The organism is Streptomyces sp. CA-111067, assembly GCF_050956065.1.
GTDB lineage: Bacteria > Actinomycetota > Actinomycetes > Streptomycetales > Streptomycetaceae > Actinacidiphila.
Genome location: NZ_CP192103.1, coordinates 667,784 through 691,090, shown reverse-complemented (window position 1 = coordinate 691,090; position 23,307 = coordinate 667,784). Strand labels below are relative to the sequence as shown.

26 protein-coding genes are annotated in these 23,307 nt (G+C 74.1%); 18 read left to right on the top strand and 8 right to left on the bottom strand.

From position 1 onward, the window contains the following. Positions 1 to 10 precede the first annotated feature (10 nt). The 3 genes from ACQPW6_RS03050 (at position 11) to ACQPW6_RS03040 (ending at position 1,186) form a co-directional block, all read left to right on the top strand. Positions 11 to 289, top strand: coding sequence for a helix-turn-helix domain-containing protein (locus ACQPW6_RS03050; protein WP_433887950.1), 279 nt, complete (start codon positions 11 to 13; stop codon positions 287 to 289). Between the two features lie 82 nt (positions 290 to 371). Further along, the gene (locus tag ACQPW6_RS03045) at positions 372 to 806 is read left to right on the top strand and encodes an SRPBCC domain-containing protein (protein WP_433887949.1); all 435 of its coding nucleotides are present in this window, start codon (positions 372 to 374) and stop codon (positions 804 to 806) included. After that, positions 803 to 1,186: an ArsR/SmtB family transcription factor gene (locus tag ACQPW6_RS03040; RefSeq protein WP_433887948.1), complete on the top strand. Its 384-nt coding sequence runs from the start codon at positions 803 to 805 to the stop codon at positions 1,184 to 1,186. Before ACQPW6_RS03045 ends, ACQPW6_RS03040 begins: the two co-directional genes overlap by 4 nt. 16 nt (positions 1,187 to 1,202) lie before the next feature. Here ACQPW6_RS03040 and ACQPW6_RS03035 read toward each other — a convergent pair whose 3' ends face one another. Then, on the bottom strand, positions 1,203 to 3,506 hold the full coding sequence (locus ACQPW6_RS03035) for a protein kinase domain-containing protein (protein WP_433887947.1): 2,304 nt from the start codon (positions 3,504 to 3,506) through the stop codon (positions 1,203 to 1,205). A 142-nt stretch (positions 3,507 to 3,648) separates the two neighbouring features. After that, positions 3,649 to 4,863, bottom strand: a complete 1,215-nt coding sequence (locus ACQPW6_RS03030) for a hypothetical protein (protein WP_433887946.1) — start codon at positions 4,861 to 4,863, stop codon at positions 3,649 to 3,651. Between the two features lie 226 nt (positions 4,864 to 5,089). Between ACQPW6_RS03030 and ACQPW6_RS03025 the strand changes: the two genes are divergently transcribed. The 6 genes from ACQPW6_RS03025 to gndA all read left to right on the top strand — a co-directional run bounded on the left by ACQPW6_RS03025 (position 5,090) and on the right by gndA (position 10,776). After that, complete coding sequence (locus ACQPW6_RS03025) at positions 5,090 to 5,938, top strand: DUF1206 domain-containing protein (RefSeq protein ID WP_433887945.1); 849 nt, start codon at positions 5,090 to 5,092, stop codon at positions 5,936 to 5,938. A gap of 78 nt (positions 5,939 to 6,016) precedes the next feature. Next, the gene (locus ACQPW6_RS03020) at positions 6,017 to 6,301 is read left to right on the top strand and encodes a GlsB/YeaQ/YmgE family stress response membrane protein (RefSeq protein WP_433887944.1); all 285 of its coding nucleotides are present in this window, start codon (positions 6,017 to 6,019) and stop codon (positions 6,299 to 6,301) included. A 239-nt stretch (positions 6,302 to 6,540) separates the two neighbouring features. Continuing rightward, positions 6,541 to 7,740 (top strand): AI-2E family transporter, encoded by a 1,200-nt coding sequence (locus tag ACQPW6_RS03015; protein WP_433887943.1) that lies wholly within the window; start codon positions 6,541 to 6,543, stop codon positions 7,738 to 7,740. Between the two features lie 134 nt (positions 7,741 to 7,874). Then, positions 7,875 to 8,093, top strand: coding sequence for a hypothetical protein (locus ACQPW6_RS03010; protein ID WP_433887942.1), 219 nt, complete (start codon positions 7,875 to 7,877; stop codon positions 8,091 to 8,093). 302 nt (positions 8,094 to 8,395) lie between these two features. After that, positions 8,396 to 9,250, top strand: coding sequence for a response regulator (locus tag ACQPW6_RS03005; RefSeq protein WP_433887941.1), 855 nt, complete (start codon positions 8,396 to 8,398; stop codon positions 9,248 to 9,250). Between the two features lie 83 nt (positions 9,251 to 9,333). Then, complete coding sequence (gndA, locus tag ACQPW6_RS03000) at positions 9,334 to 10,776, top strand: NADP-dependent phosphogluconate dehydrogenase (protein ID WP_433887940.1); 1,443 nt, start codon at positions 9,334 to 9,336, stop codon at positions 10,774 to 10,776. 12 nt (positions 10,777 to 10,788) lie between these two features. Here gndA and ACQPW6_RS02995 read toward each other — a convergent pair whose 3' ends face one another. Then, the gene (locus ACQPW6_RS02995) at positions 10,789 to 12,519 is read right to left on the bottom strand and encodes a RecQ family ATP-dependent DNA helicase (protein ID WP_433887939.1); all 1,731 of its coding nucleotides are present in this window, start codon (positions 12,517 to 12,519) and stop codon (positions 10,789 to 10,791) included. 218 nt (positions 12,520 to 12,737) lie between these two features. On the opposite strand from ACQPW6_RS02995, the gene ACQPW6_RS02990 reads away from it, so the two are divergent. The 4 genes from ACQPW6_RS02990 to ACQPW6_RS02975 all read left to right on the top strand — a co-directional run bounded on the left by ACQPW6_RS02990 (position 12,738) and on the right by ACQPW6_RS02975 (position 14,404). Then, the gene (locus ACQPW6_RS02990; RefSeq protein WP_433887938.1) at positions 12,738 to 13,094 is read left to right on the top strand and encodes a PRC-barrel domain-containing protein; all 357 of its coding nucleotides are present in this window, start codon (positions 12,738 to 12,740) and stop codon (positions 13,092 to 13,094) included. A 69-nt stretch (positions 13,095 to 13,163) separates the two neighbouring features. After that, positions 13,164 to 13,322 carry a hypothetical protein gene (locus tag ACQPW6_RS02985; protein WP_433887937.1) on the top strand — a complete coding sequence of 53 codons (159 nt, stop codon included), beginning with the start codon at positions 13,164 to 13,166 and terminating at the stop codon, positions 13,320 to 13,322. Positions 13,323 to 13,327: 5 nt separating this feature from the next. Continuing rightward, positions 13,328 to 13,702: an ATP-binding protein gene (locus tag ACQPW6_RS02980; RefSeq protein ID WP_433887936.1), complete on the top strand. Its 375-nt coding sequence runs from the start codon at positions 13,328 to 13,330 to the stop codon at positions 13,700 to 13,702. A 51-nt stretch (positions 13,703 to 13,753) separates the two neighbouring features. Further along, positions 13,754 to 14,404: a DedA family protein gene (locus ACQPW6_RS02975; protein ID WP_433887935.1), complete on the top strand. Its 651-nt coding sequence runs from the start codon at positions 13,754 to 13,756 to the stop codon at positions 14,402 to 14,404. Here ACQPW6_RS02975 and ACQPW6_RS02970 read toward each other — a convergent pair. Further along, a complete protein-coding gene (locus ACQPW6_RS02970; RefSeq protein ID WP_433887934.1) occupies positions 14,391 to 14,789 on the bottom strand; it encodes a hypothetical protein in 399 nt (132 codons plus the stop codon). The two genes, ACQPW6_RS02975 and ACQPW6_RS02970, sit on opposite strands and share 14 nt — an antisense overlap. 163 nt (positions 14,790 to 14,952) lie before the next feature. On the opposite strand from ACQPW6_RS02970, the gene ACQPW6_RS02965 reads away from it, so the two are divergent. Beyond that, the gene (locus ACQPW6_RS02965; protein ID WP_433887933.1) at positions 14,953 to 15,702 is read left to right on the top strand and encodes a DUF4232 domain-containing protein; all 750 of its coding nucleotides are present in this window, start codon (positions 14,953 to 14,955) and stop codon (positions 15,700 to 15,702) included. Between the two features lie 152 nt (positions 15,703 to 15,854). Beyond that, positions 15,855 to 16,874, top strand: a complete 1,020-nt coding sequence (locus tag ACQPW6_RS02960) for a PHP domain-containing protein (RefSeq protein WP_433887932.1) — start codon at positions 15,855 to 15,857, stop codon at positions 16,872 to 16,874. Between the two features lie 97 nt (positions 16,875 to 16,971). On the opposite strand, the gene ACQPW6_RS02955 is transcribed toward ACQPW6_RS02960, so the two are convergent. Both ACQPW6_RS02955 and ACQPW6_RS02950 read right to left on the bottom strand, forming a co-directional pair. After that, on the bottom strand, positions 16,972 to 17,238 hold the full coding sequence (locus tag ACQPW6_RS02955) for a GlsB/YeaQ/YmgE family stress response membrane protein (protein WP_433887931.1): 267 nt from the start codon (positions 17,236 to 17,238) through the stop codon (positions 16,972 to 16,974). Positions 17,239 to 17,347: 109 nt separating this feature from the next. Then, positions 17,348 to 18,448 (bottom strand): carboxylate-amine ligase, encoded by a 1,101-nt coding sequence (locus tag ACQPW6_RS02950; protein WP_433887930.1) that lies wholly within the window; start codon positions 18,446 to 18,448, stop codon positions 17,348 to 17,350. A 205-nt stretch (positions 18,449 to 18,653) separates the two neighbouring features. Between ACQPW6_RS02950 and ACQPW6_RS02945 the strand changes: the two genes are divergently transcribed. After that, positions 18,654 to 19,118: an ATP-binding protein gene (locus ACQPW6_RS02945; RefSeq protein WP_433887929.1), complete on the top strand. Its 465-nt coding sequence runs from the start codon at positions 18,654 to 18,656 to the stop codon at positions 19,116 to 19,118. Here ACQPW6_RS02945 and ACQPW6_RS02940 read toward each other — a convergent pair whose 3' ends face one another. Beyond that, positions 19,119 to 19,337, bottom strand: a complete 219-nt coding sequence (locus ACQPW6_RS02940; protein ID WP_433887928.1) for a hypothetical protein — start codon at positions 19,335 to 19,337, stop codon at positions 19,119 to 19,121. It abuts the gene before it with no gap. 432 nt (positions 19,338 to 19,769) lie between these two features. Between ACQPW6_RS02940 and ACQPW6_RS02935 the strand changes: the two genes are divergently transcribed. Both ACQPW6_RS02935 and ACQPW6_RS02930 read left to right on the top strand, forming a co-directional pair. Then, positions 19,770 to 20,219 (top strand): ATP-binding protein, encoded by a 450-nt coding sequence (locus ACQPW6_RS02935; RefSeq protein WP_433894401.1) that lies wholly within the window; start codon positions 19,770 to 19,772, stop codon positions 20,217 to 20,219. A gap of 60 nt (positions 20,220 to 20,279) precedes the next feature. Beyond that, positions 20,280 to 21,047, top strand: a complete 768-nt coding sequence (locus tag ACQPW6_RS02930) for an SDR family oxidoreductase (RefSeq protein ID WP_433887927.1) — start codon at positions 20,280 to 20,282, stop codon at positions 21,045 to 21,047. Positions 21,048 to 21,134: 87 nt separating this feature from the next. Here the strand turns inward: ACQPW6_RS02930 and ACQPW6_RS02925 are convergent, their stop codons facing one another. Further along, on the bottom strand, positions 21,135 to 23,225 hold the full coding sequence (locus ACQPW6_RS02925; RefSeq protein ID WP_433887926.1) for a cellulose binding domain-containing protein: 2,091 nt from the start codon (positions 23,223 to 23,225) through the stop codon (positions 21,135 to 21,137). Positions 23,226 to 23,307: the final 82 nt, after the last annotated feature.

Below are 23,307 nucleotides of genomic sequence, written 5' to 3'. Positions count from 1 at the left end.
TATCACGGTCATGGTGAGGACTCCGTTGACCCCGTTGGAACGCCGCAGAGGCGAGCGGTTCGGCGCGCTGCTGCGCCGGGCGCGCGGCGACCGCAGCATGGTGGAGATCTCGGCCCTGGCCGGGGTGTCCGCCGAGACGCTGCGCAAGATCGAGACCGGACGGGCGCCGACCCCGGCGTTCTTCACGGTGGTGGCGCTGGCCGCCGCCCTGGAGGTGTCGCTCGACGACCTCGTGGCGGCCTGCGCGGCGGGGGAGGGTGAAGCGGGGGAGGAGGCGCTGTCCGCCTGACGTCTTGTGCAAGCGCGTGCTTGCGCCTGAGAGCATCGAGTGCAAGGATTGACTTGCACATCGAGCGAGAGGACGCGCAGTCATGGAAGACCGCATCGTGCAGGACATCACCATCAACGCCGACCTCGAACGGGTCTGGGACCTGGTCACAGAACCCGGCTGGTGGGTGCCCTCCGACATCGAGGAGCCGCCGGACCGCACCCCGGGCAGCCAGACGGTCAGGGAGAGCGTGAAGTACGGGCGCTTCCCCGTCGAGGTGGTCAGGCTCGACGCCAGGACGCACGCCGAGTTCCGCTGGGCCAGCCAGTTCCCCGGCGCGGAGCTGGCCCCCGGCCGCACCACGCTGATCGCGTTCGACCTCACCGTGCTGCCGGACGGCGTGCGGGTCACCGTCACCGAGAGCGGCTTCGCCCACCTCGACGCCTCCGACGGGGTGCGGGAGGCAGGACTGCGCTCCAACACCGACGGCTGGCAGGAGGAGATGGCAGGCCTCAAGTCCCGGGCGGAGCAGGGGTGACCACCGGCGCTCCACCGGGCGCCGGCGCCGATCCCGGCGGGCCGGCGCGGGAGCCCGCGGCGGACGTGGACGGGGTCTTCGGCGCCCTCGCCGACCCCACCCGGCGCAGGCTGCTGCAACTGCTGGCCGCCCGGCACCCCAGCAGCGCCACCGCGCTGGCCGGCCAGGTGACCGTCTCCCGCCAGGCGGTCGTCCAGCACCTGGCGGTGCTGGAACGCTCCCGGCTGGTCAGCAGCCGCAGGGTCGGCCGCGAGGTGCTCTTCAGCGTCCGCCCCGAGTCCCTGACGGCCACCGCGTCCTGGATGACGGCACTCGCCGAGACCTGGGACGAGCGGCTCCGGCTGCTCAAGCAGCGCGCCGAGTCCGACCCGCCGGCCTGACCGGCGGGTGCGCCGGTCAGCGCCAGGCGGGGTGGCCCTCCGGGACGGTGCCGGTGGTGAGCTTCCGGGTTCCGCTGCCGTCCACCCGGCTGGTCCAGACCGCCGGGGTCTCGATCGGGCCGCGCACGTAGGCCACCCACTTGCCGTCGGGCGACCAGACCGGGTCCATCTCCTGGTCGGGGGTGGCCGCCAGCGGGTAGTCGCCGCCGCCGTCCGACCCGACGACGTGGATGTCGCCCTGGGTGGCCACCCCGGGCTTGCCGTAGGTGTAGGCCAGATAGTTGCCGTTCGGCGACCACTGGGGGTCCGTGGCGCGCGAGGTGCCGGTGGTGACCTGCCGCGGGGCGGCCCCCGGGTGCGCGTACTCGATCAGGTAGACCTGCGGCAGCGCCGGTGAGGTGTCCAGGCAGACGGCGAAGTGGGTGCCGTCGGGCGACCAGGCCGGGTCCTGGATGGAGCGGGTTCCGGTGGTCAGCTGCCGGGCGGAGCCGCCGGCGATGTCCACGATGAAGATCTGCGCAATCCCGTTCTTCTTGCGCAGCACGGCCAGTTGCTTCCCGTCCGGCGACCAGGAGATCCGGCCGCCGGACATGGTGGTGACCTCGTGCGCGCCCGAGCCGTCCGCCTTCGCCACCCACGCGTACTGGTCGCCGTTTCCCAGCGACCGGGTGAAGGCGAAGCTGCTGTGGTCGGGCGACCAGGACGGCAGCGTGTCGCAGGTGCCGCCGGGGACGAGCGGCCGTGGGTTGTCGGTGCCGGAGTCCCGGAGCGCGATCTCGGCGTGGCACGCCTTCGGCCAGCCCGGCGCGGTGTCCATCCTGACCAGCAGCGGAGCGGTGGGCAGCCCTGCGGGTCCGGCCTTCGCGCTGCTGCCGGCCGAGGCCGTGCCCGGCGAACCCCCGGAGGCGGAGTGCTTGTCGTCCGAGGAGCCGCTGGACCAGGGCTGCCAGACCAGCAGCGCGGCCACCACGGCGACGGCCACCACCGCCGCGGCCCCGCCCACCGCCTTGCGGCGCCCGCCGCGCGGCGGAGCCGGCTCCGCGGGCGGCGGGGTGCCGGGCCCGTACCCCGGTCCTGACCAGGACGGGGACTCGTACGGCGTGGTGGACCGGTACGGCGCCGCGCCCTCGGGCGGGGCGGCCTCGTACGACCCCGCCCCGTACGGACTGCTCTCGTAGGAGCCGGACCCGGGTGATCCGGCGCCGTAGGGGCTGCCTTCGTACGGCGGGCTCTCCTGGCCGGCCCCGGCGGACTCCACCCGCGCGGTGGGCTCGTAGCCGCCAGGCTGCTCCGGCGGCGGCGCGACCCCGTACGAGCCGCCTGAGCCCGCGGGGCCGCCTGAGCCGGCGTCACCCGGCGGCGCCGCCTCGTACTCCGGCGAGGGCGGGCCGAAACCGGCGGGCGCCGGGCCGGACTTGACGGTCGGCGGGTGGGCGGCTCCGGGCCCGCTGACCGTCGGCGCGGTGCGCGGCAGCAGCGCGGTGGCCTCGGCCGGCAGCCACTCGCCGTCCGGCCGCTCCCGTACCGTCAGCCGGCCGAGGAACTCCGTGGGCGAGGGCCGGTGCAGCGGGTTCTTGGACAGGCAGCCCGCGATCAGGTCGCGCAGCTCGTCCGGTACGCCGCTGAGGTCGGGCTCCTCGTGCACCACCCGGTAGTGCCGGGCCGCCGAAGGGCCGTCGCCGAACGGGGCCGCGCCCGTCGCCTGGCTGAGCACCACCCCGAGGGCGAACATGTCCACCGCGGCGGTGATCGCCCCGCCGGTGAGCTGCTCGGGCGCCAGGAAGCCGGGCGTGCCGACCTGGAGCCCGGTCTGCGTCAGTGACGTGCCGTCAAGGGCGCGCGCGATGCCGAAGTCGATCACCCGCGGGCCGTCCTCCGCCACGATGATGTTGGCCGGCTTCAGATCGCGGTGGATCACTCCCGCCCGGTGGATCGCCTCAAGCGCCTCGGCGAGCCCGGCGGCCAGCACGGTCAGCGTGTCGACCGGCAGCACCCCGACGTCGACCAGCACGGCGTGCAGGGTCGGTCCCGGAACGTACGCCGTCACCAGCCAGGCCGGCTCGCCGAGCGGGTCGGCGTCCACCACCGGCGCGGTGTGGAACCCGCCGACCCTGCGGGCGGCGGCCACCTCGTCGGCGAACCGGCGCCGGAAGCCCGGCTCCGTGCTCAGCTCGGGCCGTACCACCTTGGCCGCGACCGCCCGGCCCGACTGGGAGCGGCCGAAGTAGACCACGCCCATCCCGCCCTGGCCCAGTCGCCCGGTCAGCCGGTATCTGCCGTCTCCCAGCGATGTGGGATCGCCCGCTTCCAGCGGCTTCATGGTGCCCCCCATTCCGTCACTGCCCCCATGGTGACGGGATCTGACTACCGCCGCGGCCGAATGGCCGTCAAGCTCTGCTCCGGTACCCAATGTTCGCCTTTCGGCCCCCGGCCGTGGCTGCCGCGACCCCGACGGCCGCCGTTCAGCGCGCCCGGCGTATCCGGCGGCGGGCCACGGCGAGCACCAGGCCCGCGGCGACCAGGGTGCTGCCGCCCGCCAGGAAGGACGCCCGTGGGGTGCCCTCGCCGGTCGCGGCCAGCCGGTCGGGCGCCGCGGCCGGCACCGAGCGCGCGGTGGTGGCCGGCGGGGTGGTGCGGGCGACCGGCGGCGCCGCCGAGGCCGCCGACGTCAGGGTCATCGGGGGAGCGGCGGCGCGGTGCACCGGCGGCGGCACGCTGGTGGCGGCCGGGGCGCTGGTGGCCGGCGGGGTGGTGGCGACGTAGACGGTCTCGTCGAGGCCGCCGGCGCCGGTGGGCACGAGGAACGGATCGGCCGTCCAGTCCGCGGTGGTGGACACGACTCCCGTGCTGGCGGCGGTGAACGGCACCGAGAACCGCCCGTCGGCGCCGGTGGGCTGGTCGCGCCGGACGTCATGGGCGCCGTCGGGGGTGCTGAAGCCGACCGAGACCGGCACACCCTCGGCGGGCGCCCAGCCGCCGTCCGTCCGCCGTTCGACGACGCCCTCCGCGGTGATCGTCCGCCCGTCCGCGGTGACCGGACCCGGACGGTAGTCCATGGTCAGCCGGGCCGCCGAGGGTGTCACCGTGAGGTCGAGCTCCGCCAGCGCCTGGCCCGCGCCGTCCACCACAGGTACCGACGGGGTCCGGCCGGGGTCCGCCGAGCCGGGCGACGTCTCGCCGTCGTAGACCGCGAAGACCGGCACCACGGACGGCTCCAGCGCGCCCGCGTCTGCCGGCGGGTCGATCTCGGCGCCGGCCAGCCGGAACCGCCCCTGCGCGTCGGTGGTCACGGTGCCCAGCGGCTCGGTGCCGGCGGCGGAGCCGGCGTCCGGACCGGTGGTGCCGGGCGCTCCGCGGGTCAGCTCCACCTGGACGCCCGCCGCCGGCAGTTCGGCGCCGCCCGCGGGGTCGTACCGCAGCAGCCGGCCGGTCAGGGTCACCGTGCGGTGGTCGTAGTCGGTGCCGGGCGCGCTGCCGGCGAACTCCGTGAAGGCATAGCCCTGGTCAGGGCCGGGCGTGCCCGTGTCGTCGCCGGGCGCGGCGTGGGCCTGCGGAGCCAGCAGGACCAGCGCCGTCAGCAGCCCGGCCAGGCCGCAGCCGGCCGCCCCCCGCCCGCGCAGCGGGCCGCGCCGCCGCGCCGGCCGCGGCCGCCCGGCGCGAAAAGCCAGTGGTGACACCCGTCTACCTCCCCCTGATGCCAGTTTGACGGTCCAACCCCTGCTGACGTTGTGCCCGGACACGGGAAGTTTCGGTGACCGCCGTATGAACTCCCTACCCGGGCAACGACACGGCTCCCCGCCGGGGCCTGACACGGACGGGTGAAAAGCGTGCCGGCGGCGGCCCGGGGCAGACGACCCCTCCGGAATATGCGGGTGTCCCCGCGGACCAGGGGAGGCAGTGACGATGTCGGCACAGGCGCAGGGCCGCGGCAAGGCGGCGAGAGCGGCCAGGAAGGCGGGCGACAGCGCGCAGGGCCAGGGGATGCGGACCGCGGGGCGGGCGGGATTCGTCGCCCGCGGTGTGGTCTACCTGCTCGTCGGATACATCGCGATCCGGGTCGCGTTCGGCTCGGGCGGCGGCGAGGCGGACCGGCAGGGCGCGCTGCACCAGATCGCGGCCCAGCCGTTCGGCACCGCCCTGCTGTGGATCCTGGCCGCCGGCTTCGCCTGCATGACGCTGTGGCGCGCCGCGCAGGCCGTCTTCGGCAGCGGCAGCAGCGGCGGCAAGGACAAGACCGGCTCGCGGCTGCTGAACGCCGGACGCGCGGTGTTCTACGCGTCGGTCTGCTGGGGAACGGCCGCCTACGCCGCCGGTTCCGGCGGTTCGAGCGGCAGCGACCAGAAGTCGAAGGACTGGACGGCGTCGGCGCTCAAACTGCCCGCGGGACGCTGGCTGGTGGGGATCGTCGGTGTCGGCTTCGTCGCGGTCGGCGTCGGGCTCGCGGTGCGTGCCGGGATGCGCAAGTTCCTCAAGAAACTGGAGACCGCCCGGATGTCGCCGCCGGTCAGGAAGTCGGTGACCGCGACCGGTGTGGCCGGCGGGATCGCCCGGGGCGCGGTGTTCGCCGGCGCGGGCGTGTTCGTGATCGTCGCGGCGGTCCGGTTCGACCCGGGCAAGGCGAAGGGGATGGACGACACGCTGCGGTCCTTCGCCCACACCCCGGCCGGTCCCTGGCTGCTGGTGCTGACCGCCGTCGGGCTGGCGCTCTTCGGCCTGTTCTCGTTCGCCTCGGCGCGCTGGCGCAGGTTCTGACCGTCCGGCGCCCCGGCCGGGGCGCCAACCCGGCGCGGTCGCCCGTGTGTTCGCGCCGCTCCGGGGCAGACGACCCGCATGGGAATCATCGGTTGGATCGTCCTCGGACTGCTCGCCGGAGCGGTCGCAAAGATTCTGCTGCCCGGCCGGGACCCCGGCGGTGTGCTGGGCACCTGGCTGTTCGGCGTCGCCGGAGCGTTCCTGGGCGGCTGGCTGTCCGCGAAGTTCCTCGACCGCCCGGTGCAGCACCAGTTCTTCGACGCGGCCACCTGGATCTCGGCCATCGCGGGAGCGCTGGTCCTGCTGATCGGCTACCGGATCCTGTTCGGCGACTCTCGGGACCGCAGGCCCCGAAGGCGCTGACCGACCGGCCGGCGGGCTGCCCCCGCCGTCCGGCCGGCAACGCGACGCCCCGCGAACCCGGGACCGGCGCCCGGTCGGCCGCATCAGGCACGGCCGACCGGGCGCCTTCCGGTGACGTGCGGGGCGTGCCCGCGTTGTCCGGTTGACCGCCGCGGCCGCCGCGCCGGGCAGCAGGCACCGGCGGCGGCCCGTCCGGCGCAGGACGGGCCCGCAGGGCCACTCACGAGGGAGACCGCGCCATGTCAGACACGAAGGCGGAGGCCGCAGCGCCGTCCGGCGCCGTCCCCGACCCGGGAGCGCCGCCGACCCGGGCGGACTCCGGCGCCGGGCCTGGCGCAGGCCCCGGTGCCGGCTCAGGACCCGGTGTGCCGACCCCGCGCAGGGGAGCGCGCGAGTCGCTGCTCGGCGGGCTGCCGGCCCGCCGCTCCTGGTTCGGCGTGGGCTTCGGCCTCGGCCTCGGCGCCGTGCTGGCCTGGCTGCTGGTCCAGACGGTGCTGCGGCTCAGCGAGCTGCTGACGCTGCTGCTGCTCGCGTTCTTCATCGCCGTCAGCCTGGAGCCGGTGGTGGCCTGGCTCTGCCGGCGCGGGCTGCGCAGGACCTGGGCGGTCGCCGTCGTGGTGCTCGGCCTCGCCGGGCTCTTCGCCGGCTTCCTCGCGCTGGTGATCCCGCCGGTCAGCGCGTCGGTCAACGCGCTGAGCGACGCGCTGCCCCGCTGGAACCACCAGCTGCACGACCACCACTCGGCGCTCGGCCACCTGGAGGACCGCTACCACATCATCGAGAAGGCCCAGCAGCAGCTGTCGGGCGGCGGCGCCTCCAAGGTGGCCGGCGGAGTGCTCGGCGCGGGCCAGCTGGTGGTCAGCACCGTCACCTCGACCGTCATCGTCATCACGGTGGCGCTCTACGTGATGGCCGGGCTGCCGGCGATCAAGCGGTTCGGCTACCGCTTCGTGCCCGGCACCCGCAGGGAGCGCGCGGAGAGCGTCGTGGAGGAGATCCTCAGCCGGGTCGGGCGGTTCATGCTCGGCAACGTGGCCACCTCGGCCATAGCGGGCCTGGCCACCTTCATCTGGTGCGAGGTGCTCGGGGTGCCCTACCCGGCCGCGATGGGCCTGTTCGTGGCCCTGATGGACATGATCCCGGTGGTCGGGTCCACGGTCGGCGGCATAGCGGTCAGCCTGGTGGCGCTGTCGGTCTCGCTGCCGGTGGCCGTGTCCACCGCCGTGTTCTACATCGGCTTCCGGGTGGCCGAGGACTACCTGATCATGCCGCGGGTGATGAGGTTCGCGGTCAACGTGCACCCGGTGGTCACCGTCGTGGCGGTACTGGCCGGCGGCTCGCTGCTCGGCATCATCGGCGGCCTCGTGGCGATCCCGGCGGCGGTGGCCATCGGCATCGTGCTCGACGAGTACGTGTTCCCGAAGACCGACGCCGCCTGACGGCCCGGCGGTTCGACCCGCGCAAGCGCCCCGCGGGGCCGTTTGGCGACCGGCGGACGGGCAAGACGGAGGCTTGCCGGCCGAACCGTACGGCGCGCAGGGGCCCGCTGGGCCGTGAACGGGAGGAGGACCGTATGCATGTGGCGCTGGGTGTGCTGCTGGCGCTCTGGGGAGCGTTCTTCGTCCTGTTCAGCCGCCGGATGGCCCGCGGCCAGTACCCGCGGACCCGGATAGCGGCCGAGGAGGCCCCGGCGGGCGGCGCCGGCCCGCACCGCTACACCATCGCGTTCAACCTGGCGGTGGGCGCGGCCCTCGCGGTGTGCGGGGTGCTGGTCGCCGCCTCCGTGCTGTAGCCCGCTCCCGGCGAGTCACGGGGCGCCGCGGCGCGCCCGTACGCCCCCTCGACACACTGCTCGGGCACAGCCCGGCAGGCCCCGTCCGGCCACTTGACGCACCGCCCGGACAGCGGCCGGCGCCCGCGGTGCGGCTACCAACGGTTGCCACCCGGCCGCCCCGCGGACGCCGTACCCCGCTACTACCGCACCGGGGATAGTGAACCTCTTTCCCCCCTCGGCCGCCGTCAAGGCCATCGCGGGCCGCCGGATTTGGACAACCCTTGTTGTCAACGTGGTCGCGGACTCCCTACGATGCGACCATGCCGCATCCCACGGTGTCCGCCGCTCCGGGCCTCGACCAGGATCCCCACCGGGACTCCGCACCGGAGCCCGGGCCGGATCCCGAGCGGGACATGTCCCGGCTCGCCGACGAGGCCGTCAGGGACCTGGTGCACGAACTGGCCCGGCGGTCCGCCGCGTCCGGGCCCGGTGGCATGGCGCCCGGCGGCCCGCCCGGCCCGCTGGCCCGGCTGCACGTCCTGGCCCACCTGATGCGGGCCGTGGACCGCAGGGCCCAGGAGGAGGCGACCTCCGCCGCCCGGCAGGGCGCCAGGTACCCGCAGATCGGCGAGGCGTGGGGGATCACCCGGCAGGGCGCCCGCAAGCGCTGGCCCGGTCTGGTCTTCACCGCACAACCCCCGTCCCGACCCCTCATGTCCAGGAGCGACCCGATGAACGGCCTCAGCCTGCCCCGCAGTTACAGCGTCCTGCTGGTGGAGGACGACCCGGCGGACGTGATGCTCATCCAGGACGCGCTGGGGGAGGGCAGCATGACCAGGTCGCTCACCCATGTGGGCGACGGTGTCGAGGCGCTGGAGTACCTGCGCGACCCCGACCACGAGCGCCCCGACCTGATCGTGCTCGACCTGAACATGCCGCGGATGAACGGCCGGGAGTTCCTCGCGGTGCTCCAGGACGACCCCGACCTCGGCTCCATCCCGCTGGTCGTGCTCACCACCTCCGCGGCGCCCGACGACATCGCCGACGCCTACCGCAAGCACGCGAACGCGTACGTCACCAAGCCGGTGAACCTGGACGAGTTCCTGGAGGCCGTGCAGCGCATCGACACGTTCTTCCTCGACACCTCCGCGCCGCTGCCCCGCGACGGCCACTGAGCGCCCAGCCGGCCGCCCGGTAAGAATGGGACGGGAAACCGAGCGTCCAGCCAGCGTCGACAGCGAGCATCCAGGAGCAGCGCATGAGCGGATCGGCCGACATCGGAGTCACCGGACTCGCGGTGATGGGCAGCAACCTCGCCCGTAACTTCGCCCGCAACGGATTCACCGTGGCGCTGCACAACCGCACCACCGCGAAGACCGACGCCCTGGTCGAGGCGCACGGCGACGAGGGCAGCTTCATCGCCGCGCGCACCGCCGAGGAGTTCGTGGCCGCCCTGGAGCGGCCCCGGCGGCTGGTGATCATGGTGAAGGCGGGCGACCCGACCGACGCGGTGATCGACGAGTTCGCGCCGCTGCTGGAGAGCGGCGATGTGATCATCGACGGCGGCAACGCGCACTTCGAGGACACCCGGCGCCGCGAGCGCAAGCTGCGCGAGCAGGGCATCCACTTCGTCGGCGTCGGCATCTCCGGCGGCGAGGAGGGCGCGCTGAACGGGCCGTCCATCATGCCCGGCGGCTCCGCCGAGTCCTACTCCTCGCTCGGACCGCTGCTGGAGCGGATCGCGGCCAAGGCCAAGGACGGCAGCCCCTGCACCACCCACGTCGGCCCCGACGGGGCCGGCCACTTCGTGAAGATGGTGCACAACGGCATCGAGTACGCCGACATGCAGCTGATCGCCGAGGCGTACCACCTGCTGCGGGCCGTGGCCGGCTACAGCCCCGAGCAGATCGCCGAGACCTTCAGGACCTGGAACGGCGGCCGGCTCGACTCGTACCTGATCGAGATCACCGCGCAGGTGCTCGCGCACACCGACGAGGCGACCGGCAAGCCGTTCGTGGACGTGGTGGCCGACCAGGCCGAGCAGAAGGGCACCGGGCGCTGGACGGTGCAGATCGCGCTCGACCTCGGCGTGCCGGTCTCCGGGATCGCCGAGGCGGTCTTCGCCCGCTCGGTGTCCGGCCACGCCGACCTGCGGGCCGCGTCCAGGAACCTGCCGGGGCCGAGCGGCGGCGCGCTGGAGGGCGAGGCCGCCGCGGCCTTCGCCGACCAGGTCGAGCAGGCGCTCTACGCGTCCAAGATCGTCTCGTACACCCAGGGCTTCCACCAGATCAGGGCCGGCAGCGAGACCTACGGCTGGGACATCGACCTCGGCGCCATCGCGTCGATCTGGCGCGGCGGCTGCATCATCAGGGCGGCCTTCCTGGACCGGATCACCGCGGCCTACCAGGGCGACCCGGAGCTGCCCAGCCTGCTGTCCGACCCGAAGTTCGCCGAGGAGATCGGCGGCGCGCAGGACGACTGGCGGGCCGTGGTCACCGAGGCGGTCAGGCACGGCGTGCCGGTGCCCGGCTTCTCGGCGGCGCTGGCCTACTACGACGCGCTGCGCGCCGAGCGGCTGCCGGCCGCGCTCACCCAGGGCCAGCGCGACTACTTCGGCGCCCACACCTACCGCCGCACCGACCGCGAGGGCTCCTTCCACACCCTCTGGGGCGGCGACCGCTCCGAGGTCTCCGCCGACTGACCCGGCCGTGCTCTAGCGGCGGCGCTTCACCGGCTCCAGCAGGTCGCGTTCCCGCACCAGGGCCAGGGACAGGGTGCGGTAGCCGGCCGATGCGAAGAGCACCGTGACGGTCTCGTCCGAGCAGTCCATCACCTCGCCCTGGCCCCACTGGCCGTGCCTGACCAGGCTGCCCGCCGCGAAGCGGGCGCCCTGGTCGCGCCGGTCGGACTGCTCCGCGGGCGCGGCCCGGCGCCCGGAGCCGGTGCCGCGCAGCACCCCCGCGTGCCGCTCGCCGCCGCCCGGCGCGGAGCCGTCGGCCGACGCGCAGGTGTCGCAGTTGCCGCACGGCCCCGCCTGCTCCTCGCCGAAGTAGCCCAGCAGGTAGCCGCGGCGGCAGCGCCCGGTCTCGGCGAAGCCGCGCATCATGTCCACCCGCGACTGCTCCAGTTGCCGGTGGTCCTCCGACAGCCCGACCGCCCGCCGCACGGCCTGCTCCCGGCCGGCCGCCGTGTCGCAGCCCGGCGCCGCGGCCACCTCGCCGCCGGCCGTCTTCTCCACCCCGCCCGCCTTCTCCAGCAGGTTCAGCACCGCGGTCAGCCGGCTCGCGGACAGGCCGGTGTCCTCGCGCAGCCCGGTGGCCGAGGCGGGCGCGCCGCGCCGGGCGACCGCGTCGGCCACCTTCGCCAGCGCGTCGCCGTCCGGGCGGCCGGCCGAGAAGAACCGCTGGAGCCCCAGGTCCTGCGGCCGGTAGGCCAGGAACGCGTTGGCCGGCTCGCCGTCCCGGCCCGCCCGGCCTATCTCCTGGTAGTACGCGTCCAGCGATCCCGGCGCCGACGCGTGCAGCACGAAGCGCACGTCCGGCTTGTCTATGCCCATGCCGAACGCCGAGGTCGCCACCACCACGTCCAGCGCGCCGCGCTGGAAGCGGTCCTGTACGTCCGAGCGCTCGGCCGCCCGCAGCCCCGCGTGGTAGGCCGCCGCGTCGAGGCCGATCTCGGCCAGCTCGTCGGCGTAGGACTGCGCGTCGCGGCGGGTGGCGGCGTAGATGATGCCGGGCTTGGCCTCGCCCACCGCGCGTTCGACCACCGCGCGCCGCTTGGCCTTGTCGTCCTGGAAGAAGGCCACCTCCAGACGGATGTTCGGCCGGTCGAATCCGGCCACCACCTGCCGGGCGTCGCGCATGCCGAGCAGCTCGACGATGTCGGCCCGCACCGGCGCCGCCGCGCTGGCGGTGAGCGCGAGCACCGGCGGTCCGCCGATCCGCTGCCGTACCTCGGCCAGCCGCAGGTAGTCGGGCCGGAAGTCATGGCCCCAGGACGACACGCAGTGCGCCTCGTCCACCACGAACAGGGCAGGCCGGGCCTCGGCCAGCCGCCGCACCACGTCCGGCCTGGCCAGCTGCTCGGGCGCCAGGAAGATGAAGTCGATCGAGCCGCCCGCGACCCGGTCCCAGGTGGCCGCGTTCTCCGCCTCCCGATGGGTGGAGTTGACCGCCGCCGCACCCGGCCCGCCGCGCCCGAGCAGCCCCTCCACCTGGTCGCGCTGCAACGCCACCAGCGGGGAGACCACCAGTACAGGGCCCTTCAGCAGAACGCCCGGCACCTGGTAGACGGCCGACTTGCCGGCCCCGGTGGGCATCACCACGATCACGTCCCGGCGCCTCATCACCGCCTTCATGGCGGCCAGTTGGGCCGGCCGCAGCCGCTGCCAGCCGAAGACCTCGCGTGCGCAGCGCCGCAGCCGGCGGGACGTCGATCCGAACATGGTGCTCCCTGCGTGAGTACGGCGGCGCGCCCCGCGGGCGCGCCGGTCACCGTGCGGCGTCGGCTACCCCCGCGGGCCCGGGCCATGGCACCGCGGGGGCCGGGCGGTGGCCGCGGCGAGGTCGCCGCTGATCGGCACGTGTGTGGCGCACCGGCCGGGGCAGACAGAAGGTAGTAGGGACGAAGAGACACAGACCGTTCTCCTGCCGGAGGAAGTTCATGATCCAGCCTGCTGATCTCCGCGAGTGGCGTGCCGAGGACGTGGTCGACGAAGAAGGCCACAAACTCGGCGTCCTGGAGGCGGTCTACGTGGACACCGGAACCGACCTGCCGTCGATGCTGACGGTCAGGACCGGGCTGCCCACCCGTCACCGGCTGGTCTTCGTACCGGTCGGCGAGGCGATCGTCGGACCCAGGTACGTCAAGGTGCCGTACAACAGGTCGCTGGTGAAGTCGGCCCCCTCGATCGGTACGGACGATGTCCTGCCGGCCGAGGACGAGGAAGCGATCTTCCAGCACTACGACCTGCCGTACAAACCGGGTCTCGACGGCAAGCGACAGCTCGCCCGCCGCTGAGAACCGCCCGCCGGGGCCGGCCGTGCCGCCCGGCCGGGCAACCGTCCGCACGAGAAGGGAGCAAAGACGATGGCCGTCTTCCTGTTCGTCGTCATCGTGGCGATGGTGCTCGGCCTGATCGGCGCGGTCGCCGACGGGCTCGGCTATCTGCTGGCCCTGGGCGTCCTGCTGCTGGTGGTCGACCTCGGCTACGGCTTCCGCCGGATGCGCCGCCGGCCGGTCAGGTGATCGGCATGGTGGACGACGTCAGCTGCCGCCCGCGGTCCTCGGCGGAGGCCCGGGACGCGGCCAGGTCCTTCCTCGACTCGCTGCACCTGTCGGAGAACGGCCACGCGGCACAGAACCTCCTGATGGTGGTGGCCGAACTGGTGGCCAACGCCCTGCGGCACGCCGGCACGGTGCTCGAACTGCGCTTCAGCCGGGAGCCCGACGGCCTGGTGGTCGCGGTGGACGACCCCAGCCCGCGCTATCCGCTGCCCCGCCTGCCGGACTGGACCGGCCGGGCCGGCGGCTTCGGCTGGGTGATGGTCCAGCGACTGGCCGGCCAGGTGCGGATCCGCCCGCGCGAGGGCGGCGGCAAGACCGTCGAGGCGGTGGTCGCGGTCTAGGGCCTGTCGCCCGGATCTCCGGGCGACAGGCCCATGCGGCAGGGTAGGGGAATGCACTCGATCACCGACTGGCTGTCGCGCTCCTCAGGACCCGCCGTCTACGCGGTCGTCGCGGCCCTGGTGTTCTGCGAGGACGCGCTGTTCTTCGGCTTCGTGCTGCCCGGCGAGACGGCCGCGGTGCTCGGCGGGGTGGTCGCGGGGCAGGGCCGGGTGTCGGTGTACTGGATGGCGGTCGTCGTGGTGCTCGCCGCCATCGCCGGCGACAGCGTCGGCTACGAGATCGGCCGCAGGTACGGCACCCGGATCCTGGACACCCGCGCGCTGCGCGGCCACCGCGACCGGATCGACCGGGCCGAGGAGCTGATCCGCCGCCGCGGTCCGGCCGCGGTCTTCCTCGGCCGGTTCATCGCCTTTTTCCGCGCCCTGATGCCGGCGCTGGCCGGGATCTCGCGGATGCGGTACCGCACGTTCCTGCTCTTCAACGCGCTCGGCGGCCTGATCTGGGGGGTCGGCTTCACCCTTCTGGGCTACTTCGCCGGTTCGGCTTACCAGAAGGTCGAGAAGACCGCCGGTACGGCGGTGGCGGTCACCGTGGCAGTGGTCGTGGTGGCCGCGGTCGTCGTCTGGCACGTCCGCCGCCGGCGCCGCGAGGACGAACCCGGCGGCAGCGGCGGCGACAGCGGTGACGTCAGCGGACGTTGACCACCACGACGTTGGAGATCGCGCCGCCGCCGACGATCCGCAGCTGGTTGCGGCCCTTGATGCCGATCTTGACCCGCAGGTTGTAGCCGAGCGCGTGGTTGGTGTTCATCGACGCGGGCAGCGAGACCCACTTCTTGCCCTGCAGCTGCTGGAGGGTGACCCGGCTGCCGGCCTTGAAGTTCTTGCCGCTGCCGTAGATCCGGAACTGCTGCCAGGCGCCGATCGAGCTGACGGACGCCTTCGCGGTGAGCGAGGGCTTGGCGGCGGCGGGCGCGAGCGCGGGCGCTGCGGCCACCGCGTCGGCGGTGACCGCGTAGGCGGCCGGGGCGGTCAGCAGGGTGGCGGCGGTGAGTCCGGTCGCGACGGCCAACGACAGGCGGTTCATGAAGGCTCCTGAGTGATCAAAGCGTGACTGACTGTCACAATATAGAAGTAAGGTCTTCATACGGGACGAACAGGCTCGCCGGTGACATGGAGTGATGTCAGGAAACGGCAACAAAGGAGGGCCGGCAGGTTCGAGCCGGGCCCGAGCTGAGTAGCCGGAGAGTATGGACACTCAGCCAACACCCAGCACACCGTCCACAGCCGCCCCGGTCCCGGCCGCCCCGACGACCGGCCACGACCGCCGCTGGAGCCGGCGGGCCCGGCGCGGGATACCCGCCGCCACAGCCGTGGCACTGCTCGCGCTCGGCGCCGCCGCCTGCGGCAGTGACGGCGGCGACGGCGGCGGCTCGAACAGCACCGGGACGGCCCCGGCCGCGGCCACCACCCCGGCGGGCACCCCGGCCACCACCGCGCCGCAGGCGCCCGCGCCCACCACGGAGCCCGGCGCACCCGCCACCACCGCGCCCGCGGCGCCCCCGTCGTCCCCCGGCGCCGCCGCGGCCTCCTCGCGCTGCCTGGCCACCGAGCTCGGGCTCAGCCTGGGCCGCGGCGACCCCGGCGCGGGCAACATCTACTACCCGCTGACGCTCACCAACAAGAGCAGCCACACCTGCGTACTCAACGGGTATCCGGGCGTGTCGCTGATCAAGCGGGACGGCAGCACCATCGGCAAGCCCGCCGACCGCACCGGGGTCAAGTTCGGCGCCGTCAGCCTGGCCCCCGGCAAGAGCGCCGAGGCCGATCTGCACACCATCAACAAGGGGTTGAAGGGCAACGGCTGCTGGAGCGCGCCCGACCTGCTCAAGGTCTACCCGCCCGGCTCCAAGGACTCGATGACGCTGCGCACCAGCGCTCCGGTGGTCTGCGGCGACACCTTCGACGTCGGCCCGCTGCATGTCGGCTCGCCGCAGTGAGCCATGCCGCGGTCAGACATGCCGCCGTGAGTCATGCCGCTGCGAGCCGCACCGCGCCGGGCGCGGGCCCGCAGGATCGGCAGCGGGCCCGAAAGGGCGGCATCGGCGGCCGGCGGCGTTAGCGGGGCCTCCAGCGGGGAAGAGCGGTCTGCATGGAGCCGACGGAGGCACTTGAACGGATCGCCTTCCTGCTGGAGCGCGCGCAGGAACCCACCTACCGGGTGCGGGCGTTCCGCAACGCCGTCACCGTACTGGCCGGGCTGCCGGCCGCCGAGGCCGAGCAGCGGGCCCGCACCGGCCGGTTCACCGACCTCAAGGGCATCGGCAGCACCACCGGCAAGGTCATCGCCGAGGCGAACGCCGGCCAGGTGCCCGAGTACCTGGCCCGGCTGGAGGAGCACGCCGGCGAACCGCTCACCGAGGGCGGCCTGTCGCTGCGCGCCGCGCTGCGCGGCGACTGCCATCTGCACTCCGACTGGTCGGACGGCGGCTCACCGATCGAGGCGATGGCCAGGACCGCCCGCGACCTCGGCCACGAGTGGGCCGTACTCACCGACCACTCGCCCCGGCTGACGGTCGCGAACGGCCTGTCCGCCGACCGGCTCCGACAGCAGCTCGACGTGGTCGCGGAGATCAACACCCGGCTCGACGGCTTCCGGCTGCTCACCGGCATCGAGTGCGACATCCTCGCCGACGGCTCGCTCGACCAGGTCGACGACCTGCTCGACCGGGTGGACCTGGTGGTGGCCTCGGCGCACTCCAAGCTGCGGATGGCCGCGCCGGAGTTCACGAAGCGGCTGGTCGCGGCCGTGTCCAATCCGCTGGTCGACGTGCTGGGGCACTGCACGGGGCGGCTGCTGAACGACAAGCAGCGCCCGGAGTCGGAGTTCGACGCCGAGGCGGTCTTCGCCGCCTGCGCGGCGGGAGGCACCGCCGTGGAGATCAACTGCAGCCCGCACCGGCTCGATCCGCCGCTGCGCCTGCTGCGGCTCGCCCGCGACACCGGCACCCTCTTCTCGATCGACAGCGACGCGCACGCCCCGGGCCAGCTGGACTGGCAGATCTACGGCTGCGCGCGGGCCGAGCAGTGCGACATCCCCGCCGAGCGGGTGCTGACCAGCTGGCCGGCGGACCGGCTGCTGGAGTGGACCCGTACCCGCCGGCTGCCCTGACCGCCCCCGCGCAGGACCGGGCGGAAGGGCCCGGAACGCACCTCGGCCGCGCGGCACGACGGTCTGCCCGTCGTGTGCGCGGCCGAGAGCGGCGCGGTCACCGGCGACGCGGGTACGACCGGTCGAGGGCGGCGATACCGACGGCCGCCAGACCGACCTGGATGAGCCACTCGATCCAGTCCACACCCTTGGTGTCGTCCACGTTGAACCCGGCGGCGATGGCCGCTCCGATGAAGGCCGCGACGATGCCGATGGCGATGGTCCACAGGACGCCTATGTGCTGGCGGCCCGGCACCACGAGCCGGCCGAGCACGCCGATCACGATGCCGATGATGATGGCGCTGATGATCCCCGAGATCTCCATGGGTTCCTCTCCTCACAGACGTGGACTCGCCCACGTGCACTGTCAACCGCCGTCTGCCCCCGTCTGGCATGAACACGCGCGTTCGACCCGCGCGTTGCCACCGGCCCCGTCAGTGGTCCACGCCCACCGTCTGAGCGGTGATCAGCCCGATCAGCCCCGGCATGCCGCCGGCCTCCAGCGCCTGGCGCTGCCGCTCGGCCGGCGTGCCCTCCGCCAGCAGCCGGTGCAGCAGCGACATCACCTGCCGGGTGTCACCGGCCGCGTCCAGCGCCGGTACGAGGTGGTCGACGAGGCCGGACACCACGTCCCTGGCCGGCCGCCGGCCGGCGGCGCCGTCGATGAGGGTGTCGGTGAGGCCGTAGCGGGCGGCATGCCAGTCGGCCAGCCGCACCAGCTCCTGGGGCGGGGCCTCGAACGGCGCCCCGGCGGCGTGCTCGCGCAGCGCGGTGGCCACCAGCGCCCGCACCAGGCCGGCGAACAGCACGGCCTCGTCGGTGCGCAGCTGCACGTCGAGCGCCCGCACCTCGATGGTCGGGTAGCGCTCCGACAGCCGCGCCTGCCAGTACACCTGGCCGCGGTCCAGCACGGTGCCGGTGGCTACCAGGTCGCCGATCCGGCCGTCGTAGTCGGCGAGGCCGTCGAAGTCCGGCGGCGGTCCGCTGACCGGCCAGCGGTTGAAGACGATGGTGCGCCAGCTGGCGAAACCGGTGTCCTCGCCCTGCCACAGCGGCGAGTTGCCGGCCATGGCCACCAGCGCCGGCAGCCACGGCCTGATCCGGTTCAGCACCTCCACCGCGGTCGGCCGGTCCGGCACCCCCACGTGGACGTGCATGCCGCAGATCAGCTGCTCGTCGGCCAGCCGGGCGGCTCCCTCCCTGGTCGCGCCGGCCCGGGCCGCGTGCGCCACCGGCACCGGGTCCCGCGCGGCCAGCGGCGCCGCGCCGCAGGCCGCGAGCCGGCAGCCGGCCTCCTCCGCGGCGGCGCTCACCGCGTGCCGCAGCCGCAGCAGGTGCCCCGCCACCTCGTCGAGGTCCCGGCAGACCGGGGTGGCCACCTCCACCTGGGCCTGCAGCAGCTCCTCCTGTACCTCACCGCTGTCCGCGGCCGGCTGCAGTCCGGCGGCGGCCCGTACGGCGTCCACCCGCGGGAGGGGCAGACCGGTCTCCGGATCGAGGAGGAAGTACTCCTCTTCCACACCGAGCGTGATCATGCCGGTCGGCTGCCCGCGGCGCCGGATGTCAACCGGGGCGGGCCCGCGTTCACCGCCGCCGGGCGGTGGAACGCCAGGTCCGGGCGGGTGCCGGAACCCGGCGGAGATTGGTGTGAATGAGGTGGGAGTACGTGGGTAGACGGCCTCTCGGCCGTGTGGACCGGCCGCAGGCCGTCGCGGGGCGGCCGGAACAGGGGCGAGGTGCATGGAAGCGCGAACCACGGTCGGCGGGAGCCGGCAGCGGCCGGCCCGGCAGGGTGTCTGGGCCGGAGCGGCCTACGACGGGGGAACGGAGTCGATCGCCGCGGCGCGGTCCTTCGCGGCCGACTTCCTGGCCCGGATGCGCGCCGAGCACGGCGTCACCGTCCCGCCCAGCGTCGTCGCCGACACCCAGCTGATCGTCAGCGAACTGGTCACCAACGCGTGCAAGTTCGCCTCGGGGCCGTGCGCGCTGAACCTGGAGGTCCAGGGCTCGGTCCTGGAGATCACCGCGTGGGACACCAGCTCCGCGATGCCGATCGCCCGCGCGGCGGAGCCGGGGCGGATCGGCCAGCACGGCCTGGAGATCATCCTGGCCCTCTGTGAGGGCTTCGACGTCCGCCGCGAGCCGGTCGGCAAGCGGATCAAGGTACGGGTCGCGCTGAGCCAGGACGGTACGTTCGGCGGCTGATCAGCGCGGCTGCCGCCGGTCGCCGGCGGCCTTCCCGCCGGCGGGTTCCCCCTCGGCCGGCTCCTCCCGCCCCGCCGGGGAACCCTGCTCGTCGGACGTCGCGGCCTGGCCGCGCTGAGCCGGCCCGCCCGCCGCCGGTCCGCCCGCCCCGGGCAGATCCGGGGTCTCGACGGAGGGCGGCAGGTCGTGCGGCAGATGCTTGGCTCGATAGTCGCTCATGACCTCCGTCTACCCGGCTGCCGTGTTTCACCGGGGCGGCGGCGGTATTTCTTCGAACCGGTGTCCGACCTGCGCGAGCCCCGCAGGGGAACGGCGTCCACCGGCGTCCGAACCCGCGTCCGAAAAACTCCTCGGCGGAAGGTGGCATGACGGCGCCGGGTACGGGCAGCCGAACGTCATCCCCCGCGGATGAAACCGCCGGGGACGGTCCGGCCGGTGGTGTCAGTAGAAGAAGGCCGGGCCTCCGCTCAGCGGCGCTCACCCCCCCCGAGCGACGCTGGGTCGCGCCCGGCCGCCACTCGCCCCCCAGCACGGCGGCCGGGCGCCCACGTCCGGCAGCGGACGGGGACACACGGGTCCCGCGACGCACCGGCCAGGGCCCTGGGGCCCAGACCATGAGTTCGTACCTCCGGGAGGGAGCGCGCGGTGGGAATCAAGGCAGTGGGCTGGGCGAGGTCGTTCCCGGTGGCCAACGGCGTCAAGGCGGGACGTGACTGGGCCCGCCAGCACCTCGACGGCCTCGGCTGGACGACCGACGCGCCCGATACGGCCGACTCGGCCCTGCTGACCGTCTCCGAGCTGATCACCAACGCGCATGTGCACGCGCACAGCGACGCCCAACTGGTCCTGGTCTGGGACAGCCGCTGCCTGCACATCAGCGTCAGCGACTCCTCCGAGGCGCTGCCGGCCGTCCAGGCCCCCGACGTCGGCCGCCAGTCCGGCCGCGGGCTCGCGCTGATCGACGCGCTGTCCGACGGCTGGGAGGCGCACACCAGGCCGGACGGCAAGACCATCACCGCCTGCTTCCACGCCCCGGGCCGGCCCGACCCGCACCACTTCCGTCCGCTGGAGCCGCCCAAGGCCGACGACCAGCGGCAGTGAGCCGGCGGCGGCATCGGGACCGGACGCAGCGGAACGGAGCGGAACGGAACGGAGCAGCGCATGGAGATCGCGGGCAGGGCGGCAGTGGTGACCGGAGCGGCAGCCGGCATCGGGGCGGCGGTGGCCGCGAAACTGGCCGCCGAGGGCGCCCGGGTGGCGGTCGTGGACCTGGACCGCGAGGCCGGCGCCGCCACCGCGGCCGGAATCGGCGGCGCCTTCGTGGGCGCCGACCTGGCCGACCGCTCGGCCGTGCCGTCGATGCTGGACCGGGCCGCGGCACTGCTCGGCGGCATCGACATCCTGGTCAACAACGCCGGCGGCGCCACCGCGGGACCGTACTACCCGGCGGTCGGCGCCGGCGAGTGGCAGCGGACGCTGGACCTGAACCTCTACGCGGTGATGCTGGCGAGCCAGCTCGCGATCGAGCGGATGACGGCGGCCGGCGGCGGGGCCGTCGTCAACATCGCCTCCTCGGCCGGACTCGGCACCGACGCGCATCCGATCCCGGAGTACGCGGCGGCCAAGGCCGCGGTGGTGCGGCTCACCGCGGTCTCCGCGCCGCTGCGCGAGAGCGCCGGCATCCGGGTCAACTGCGTGTGCCCCGGCATGGTGGACACCCCCTCGTCCCGGCGCAGCCGGGCGCGGATGACGGACGCCGAACTGGCCGCGCTGCCACCGGTGATGCCCGCCGAGCACATCGCCGAGGTGGTGGCCGGCCTGATCGCGGACGACACGCTGGCCGGCCGGACCGTGGTCTGCGCCGGCGGCGAGCCGCCCAGGCTGCTGCCGGTCCGCGACTGGCTGGGGCAGCCGCAGTCCGGCTCCTGACCGCCTCCCACCGGCCCCGGTTCGGCGCTTCCGGCCGGCGGATGCGGCGGGACCCCGGGCGTTCCGGGCCCCGCCGCGCCGCCGGCGTCAAACGGTCGTGCACACCGTCCCGTTGAGGGTGAACACCGTCGGGGACGGATACGCCCCGGAGTTGGCCCCGGTGAAGCCGAAGGTGGCCGAACTGCCGCCGTCCGCCGCCAGCGTGGGGCTCTCGGCGAGCGGGGTGACCAGTACGTTCTGCCCGTGCTCGACCAGGTTCGCGTTCCAGAAGCCGCTGACCGACTCGCCGCTGCCGGGGAAGGCGAAGGCCAGCGTCCAGCCGGTGAGGGGAACGGGGCCGGTGTTGGTCACGCTGACGCTCGCGTTGAAGCCGTTGCCCCAGCCCGCCGTGATGCCGTAGGAGACCCGGCAGCCGGAGTCCTGTGGGGTGCCGGTCCGCACGGTGACCGGCGCCGACGGCCGGGACAGCCGCCCGTCGGAGTCCCGCGCCAGCACGTTGAACGTGTACCCGCTGCCCGGACTGAGGTTGGGCACCGTCGCCGAGGTCCCGGTGGTGTCGGCCAGCAGCTCGCTGGCGGTGCCGGACTGCCGGTAGACCTCGTAGCGGTCGACCCGGCCGCCGGCCGCCGGGCTCCAGGCCAGCGTCACGCTGCTGTCGGTGACCGCCGTGGCGTGCGGGCCGCCGGGCGCCGAGAGAGCCGACGCCGTACCGGACTTCGGGTGCAGGGTGACGGTGGTGATCGAGTACGGCGGCAGCTCGCGGGTGCCGCCGGCCGGCTCGCTCACGGTGTCGATGCCGGTCGCCAGGTCGCGGTAGGTCGCCACGGTCGCGGGGGAGTCGGCCGGGGTGAAGCCGGCGTAATGGAGCGTGACCGGCTGCGCGTTCGCCGGGTCCTTGTTGATCAGCATGACGCTCAGATCGCCGTCGGCCCGGTGCACCGCGTGCGCCGCCACCAGCGGGCTGCCGCTGTCCGCGCCGACCAACTGGTCTCCCGGCCGGCCGAGTTGGCTGAGCATCCGGATCGCGAAGTAGGTCGGGAACGGGGTGTTCACCGGCGGCTCGCACACCGCGCCGGTGCAGCCGCCGCTGGACAGGATGCCGTAGTCGCCGTAGTCGGTGGCGCCGTCCGGCGCGGTGCTGATCGTCCCGGCGCCGTTGTGGGTGTCCCACCAGTCCACCGTGAACACCCCGCTGCGCAGGGCGGTCAGATAGGTGTCGGCGCCGAACAGCGCGTCCGGCTGGGTGTCCTCGTCCACGTTGGAGTTGACCTCGGTGAGCGCGATGGGCGTGCCGGCCGCGCCCGCCGCGTCCAGCTCGTCCCGCAACTGGGCCAGTTCACCGGTCAGTTGGGACGGCTCGCCGAGCATCTGCGCCGCGTCCGAGCCGCCCGGGTACCAGTGCACGATCACGAAGTCCGCCTTGCCCGCGATCAGCGGGATCACCGTGTGGTTCCAGTCCGCGGTCTCGCCGGCCGCCATCACACCGTCCGGCCAGTTGCCCGGCAGCGTCAGCACCGCGCCCACCTTGACCGAGGGATCGACCGCCTTCATGGCCGACGCGTAGTCCAGGACGTTGTCGGCGTAGGCGGTGGGGGAGGTGTCGGCGTGGTCGTCGCGCTCCCAGCCGGAGCCGTAGTGGCCGTTCCCGTACAGCTCGTTGCCCACCTCCCAGAACTTCGCGCCGTAGCCCTTGGTGACGTTGGCGTAGCGCACCCAGTCGGCGGCCTCCTGCGGGGTGCCCGAGCCGTAGTTGGCGATCAGGATCGGCTGCGCGCCGATCTTCCGCACGGTGCCCATGAACGAGTCGAAGTCGGTGCCCGGCGCCACGTAGCCGCCCGGCGCGGTGTTGGTCTGCCAGTGGTAGAGGTCGCCGTAGGAGCCGCCGGGGTAGCGGAGCATGCCGACCGAGGCCGACTTCAGCAGGTCCTGGACCTCGGGGACGTTCATCTGGGAGTCCCAGACCGCGCTGTTGAGGCCGTAGGCGGTGTCCGGGATGGTGCCGAGACCTTCGTTCACGTTGACCTGGACGTCCACCGGGGCGGCGGCGCCGGCGGCCGGGGCGGCCAGTGCGGAGCCGCCGCCGGCCAGCAGGGCGGCGCCGAGGGCCAGTGCGGCGGCGCCCGCGAGGAGGCGGCGGTGGCGTGGTGGTGTCCGGGGCGGTGGAGGTGCGGAGCGCATGGGTCTCACCTTCGCGTGGGGGGATGGTGGGAGCGCTCCCATGATTGGAGTCCCGCTGACGGCTTGTCAATGACCAGGACGT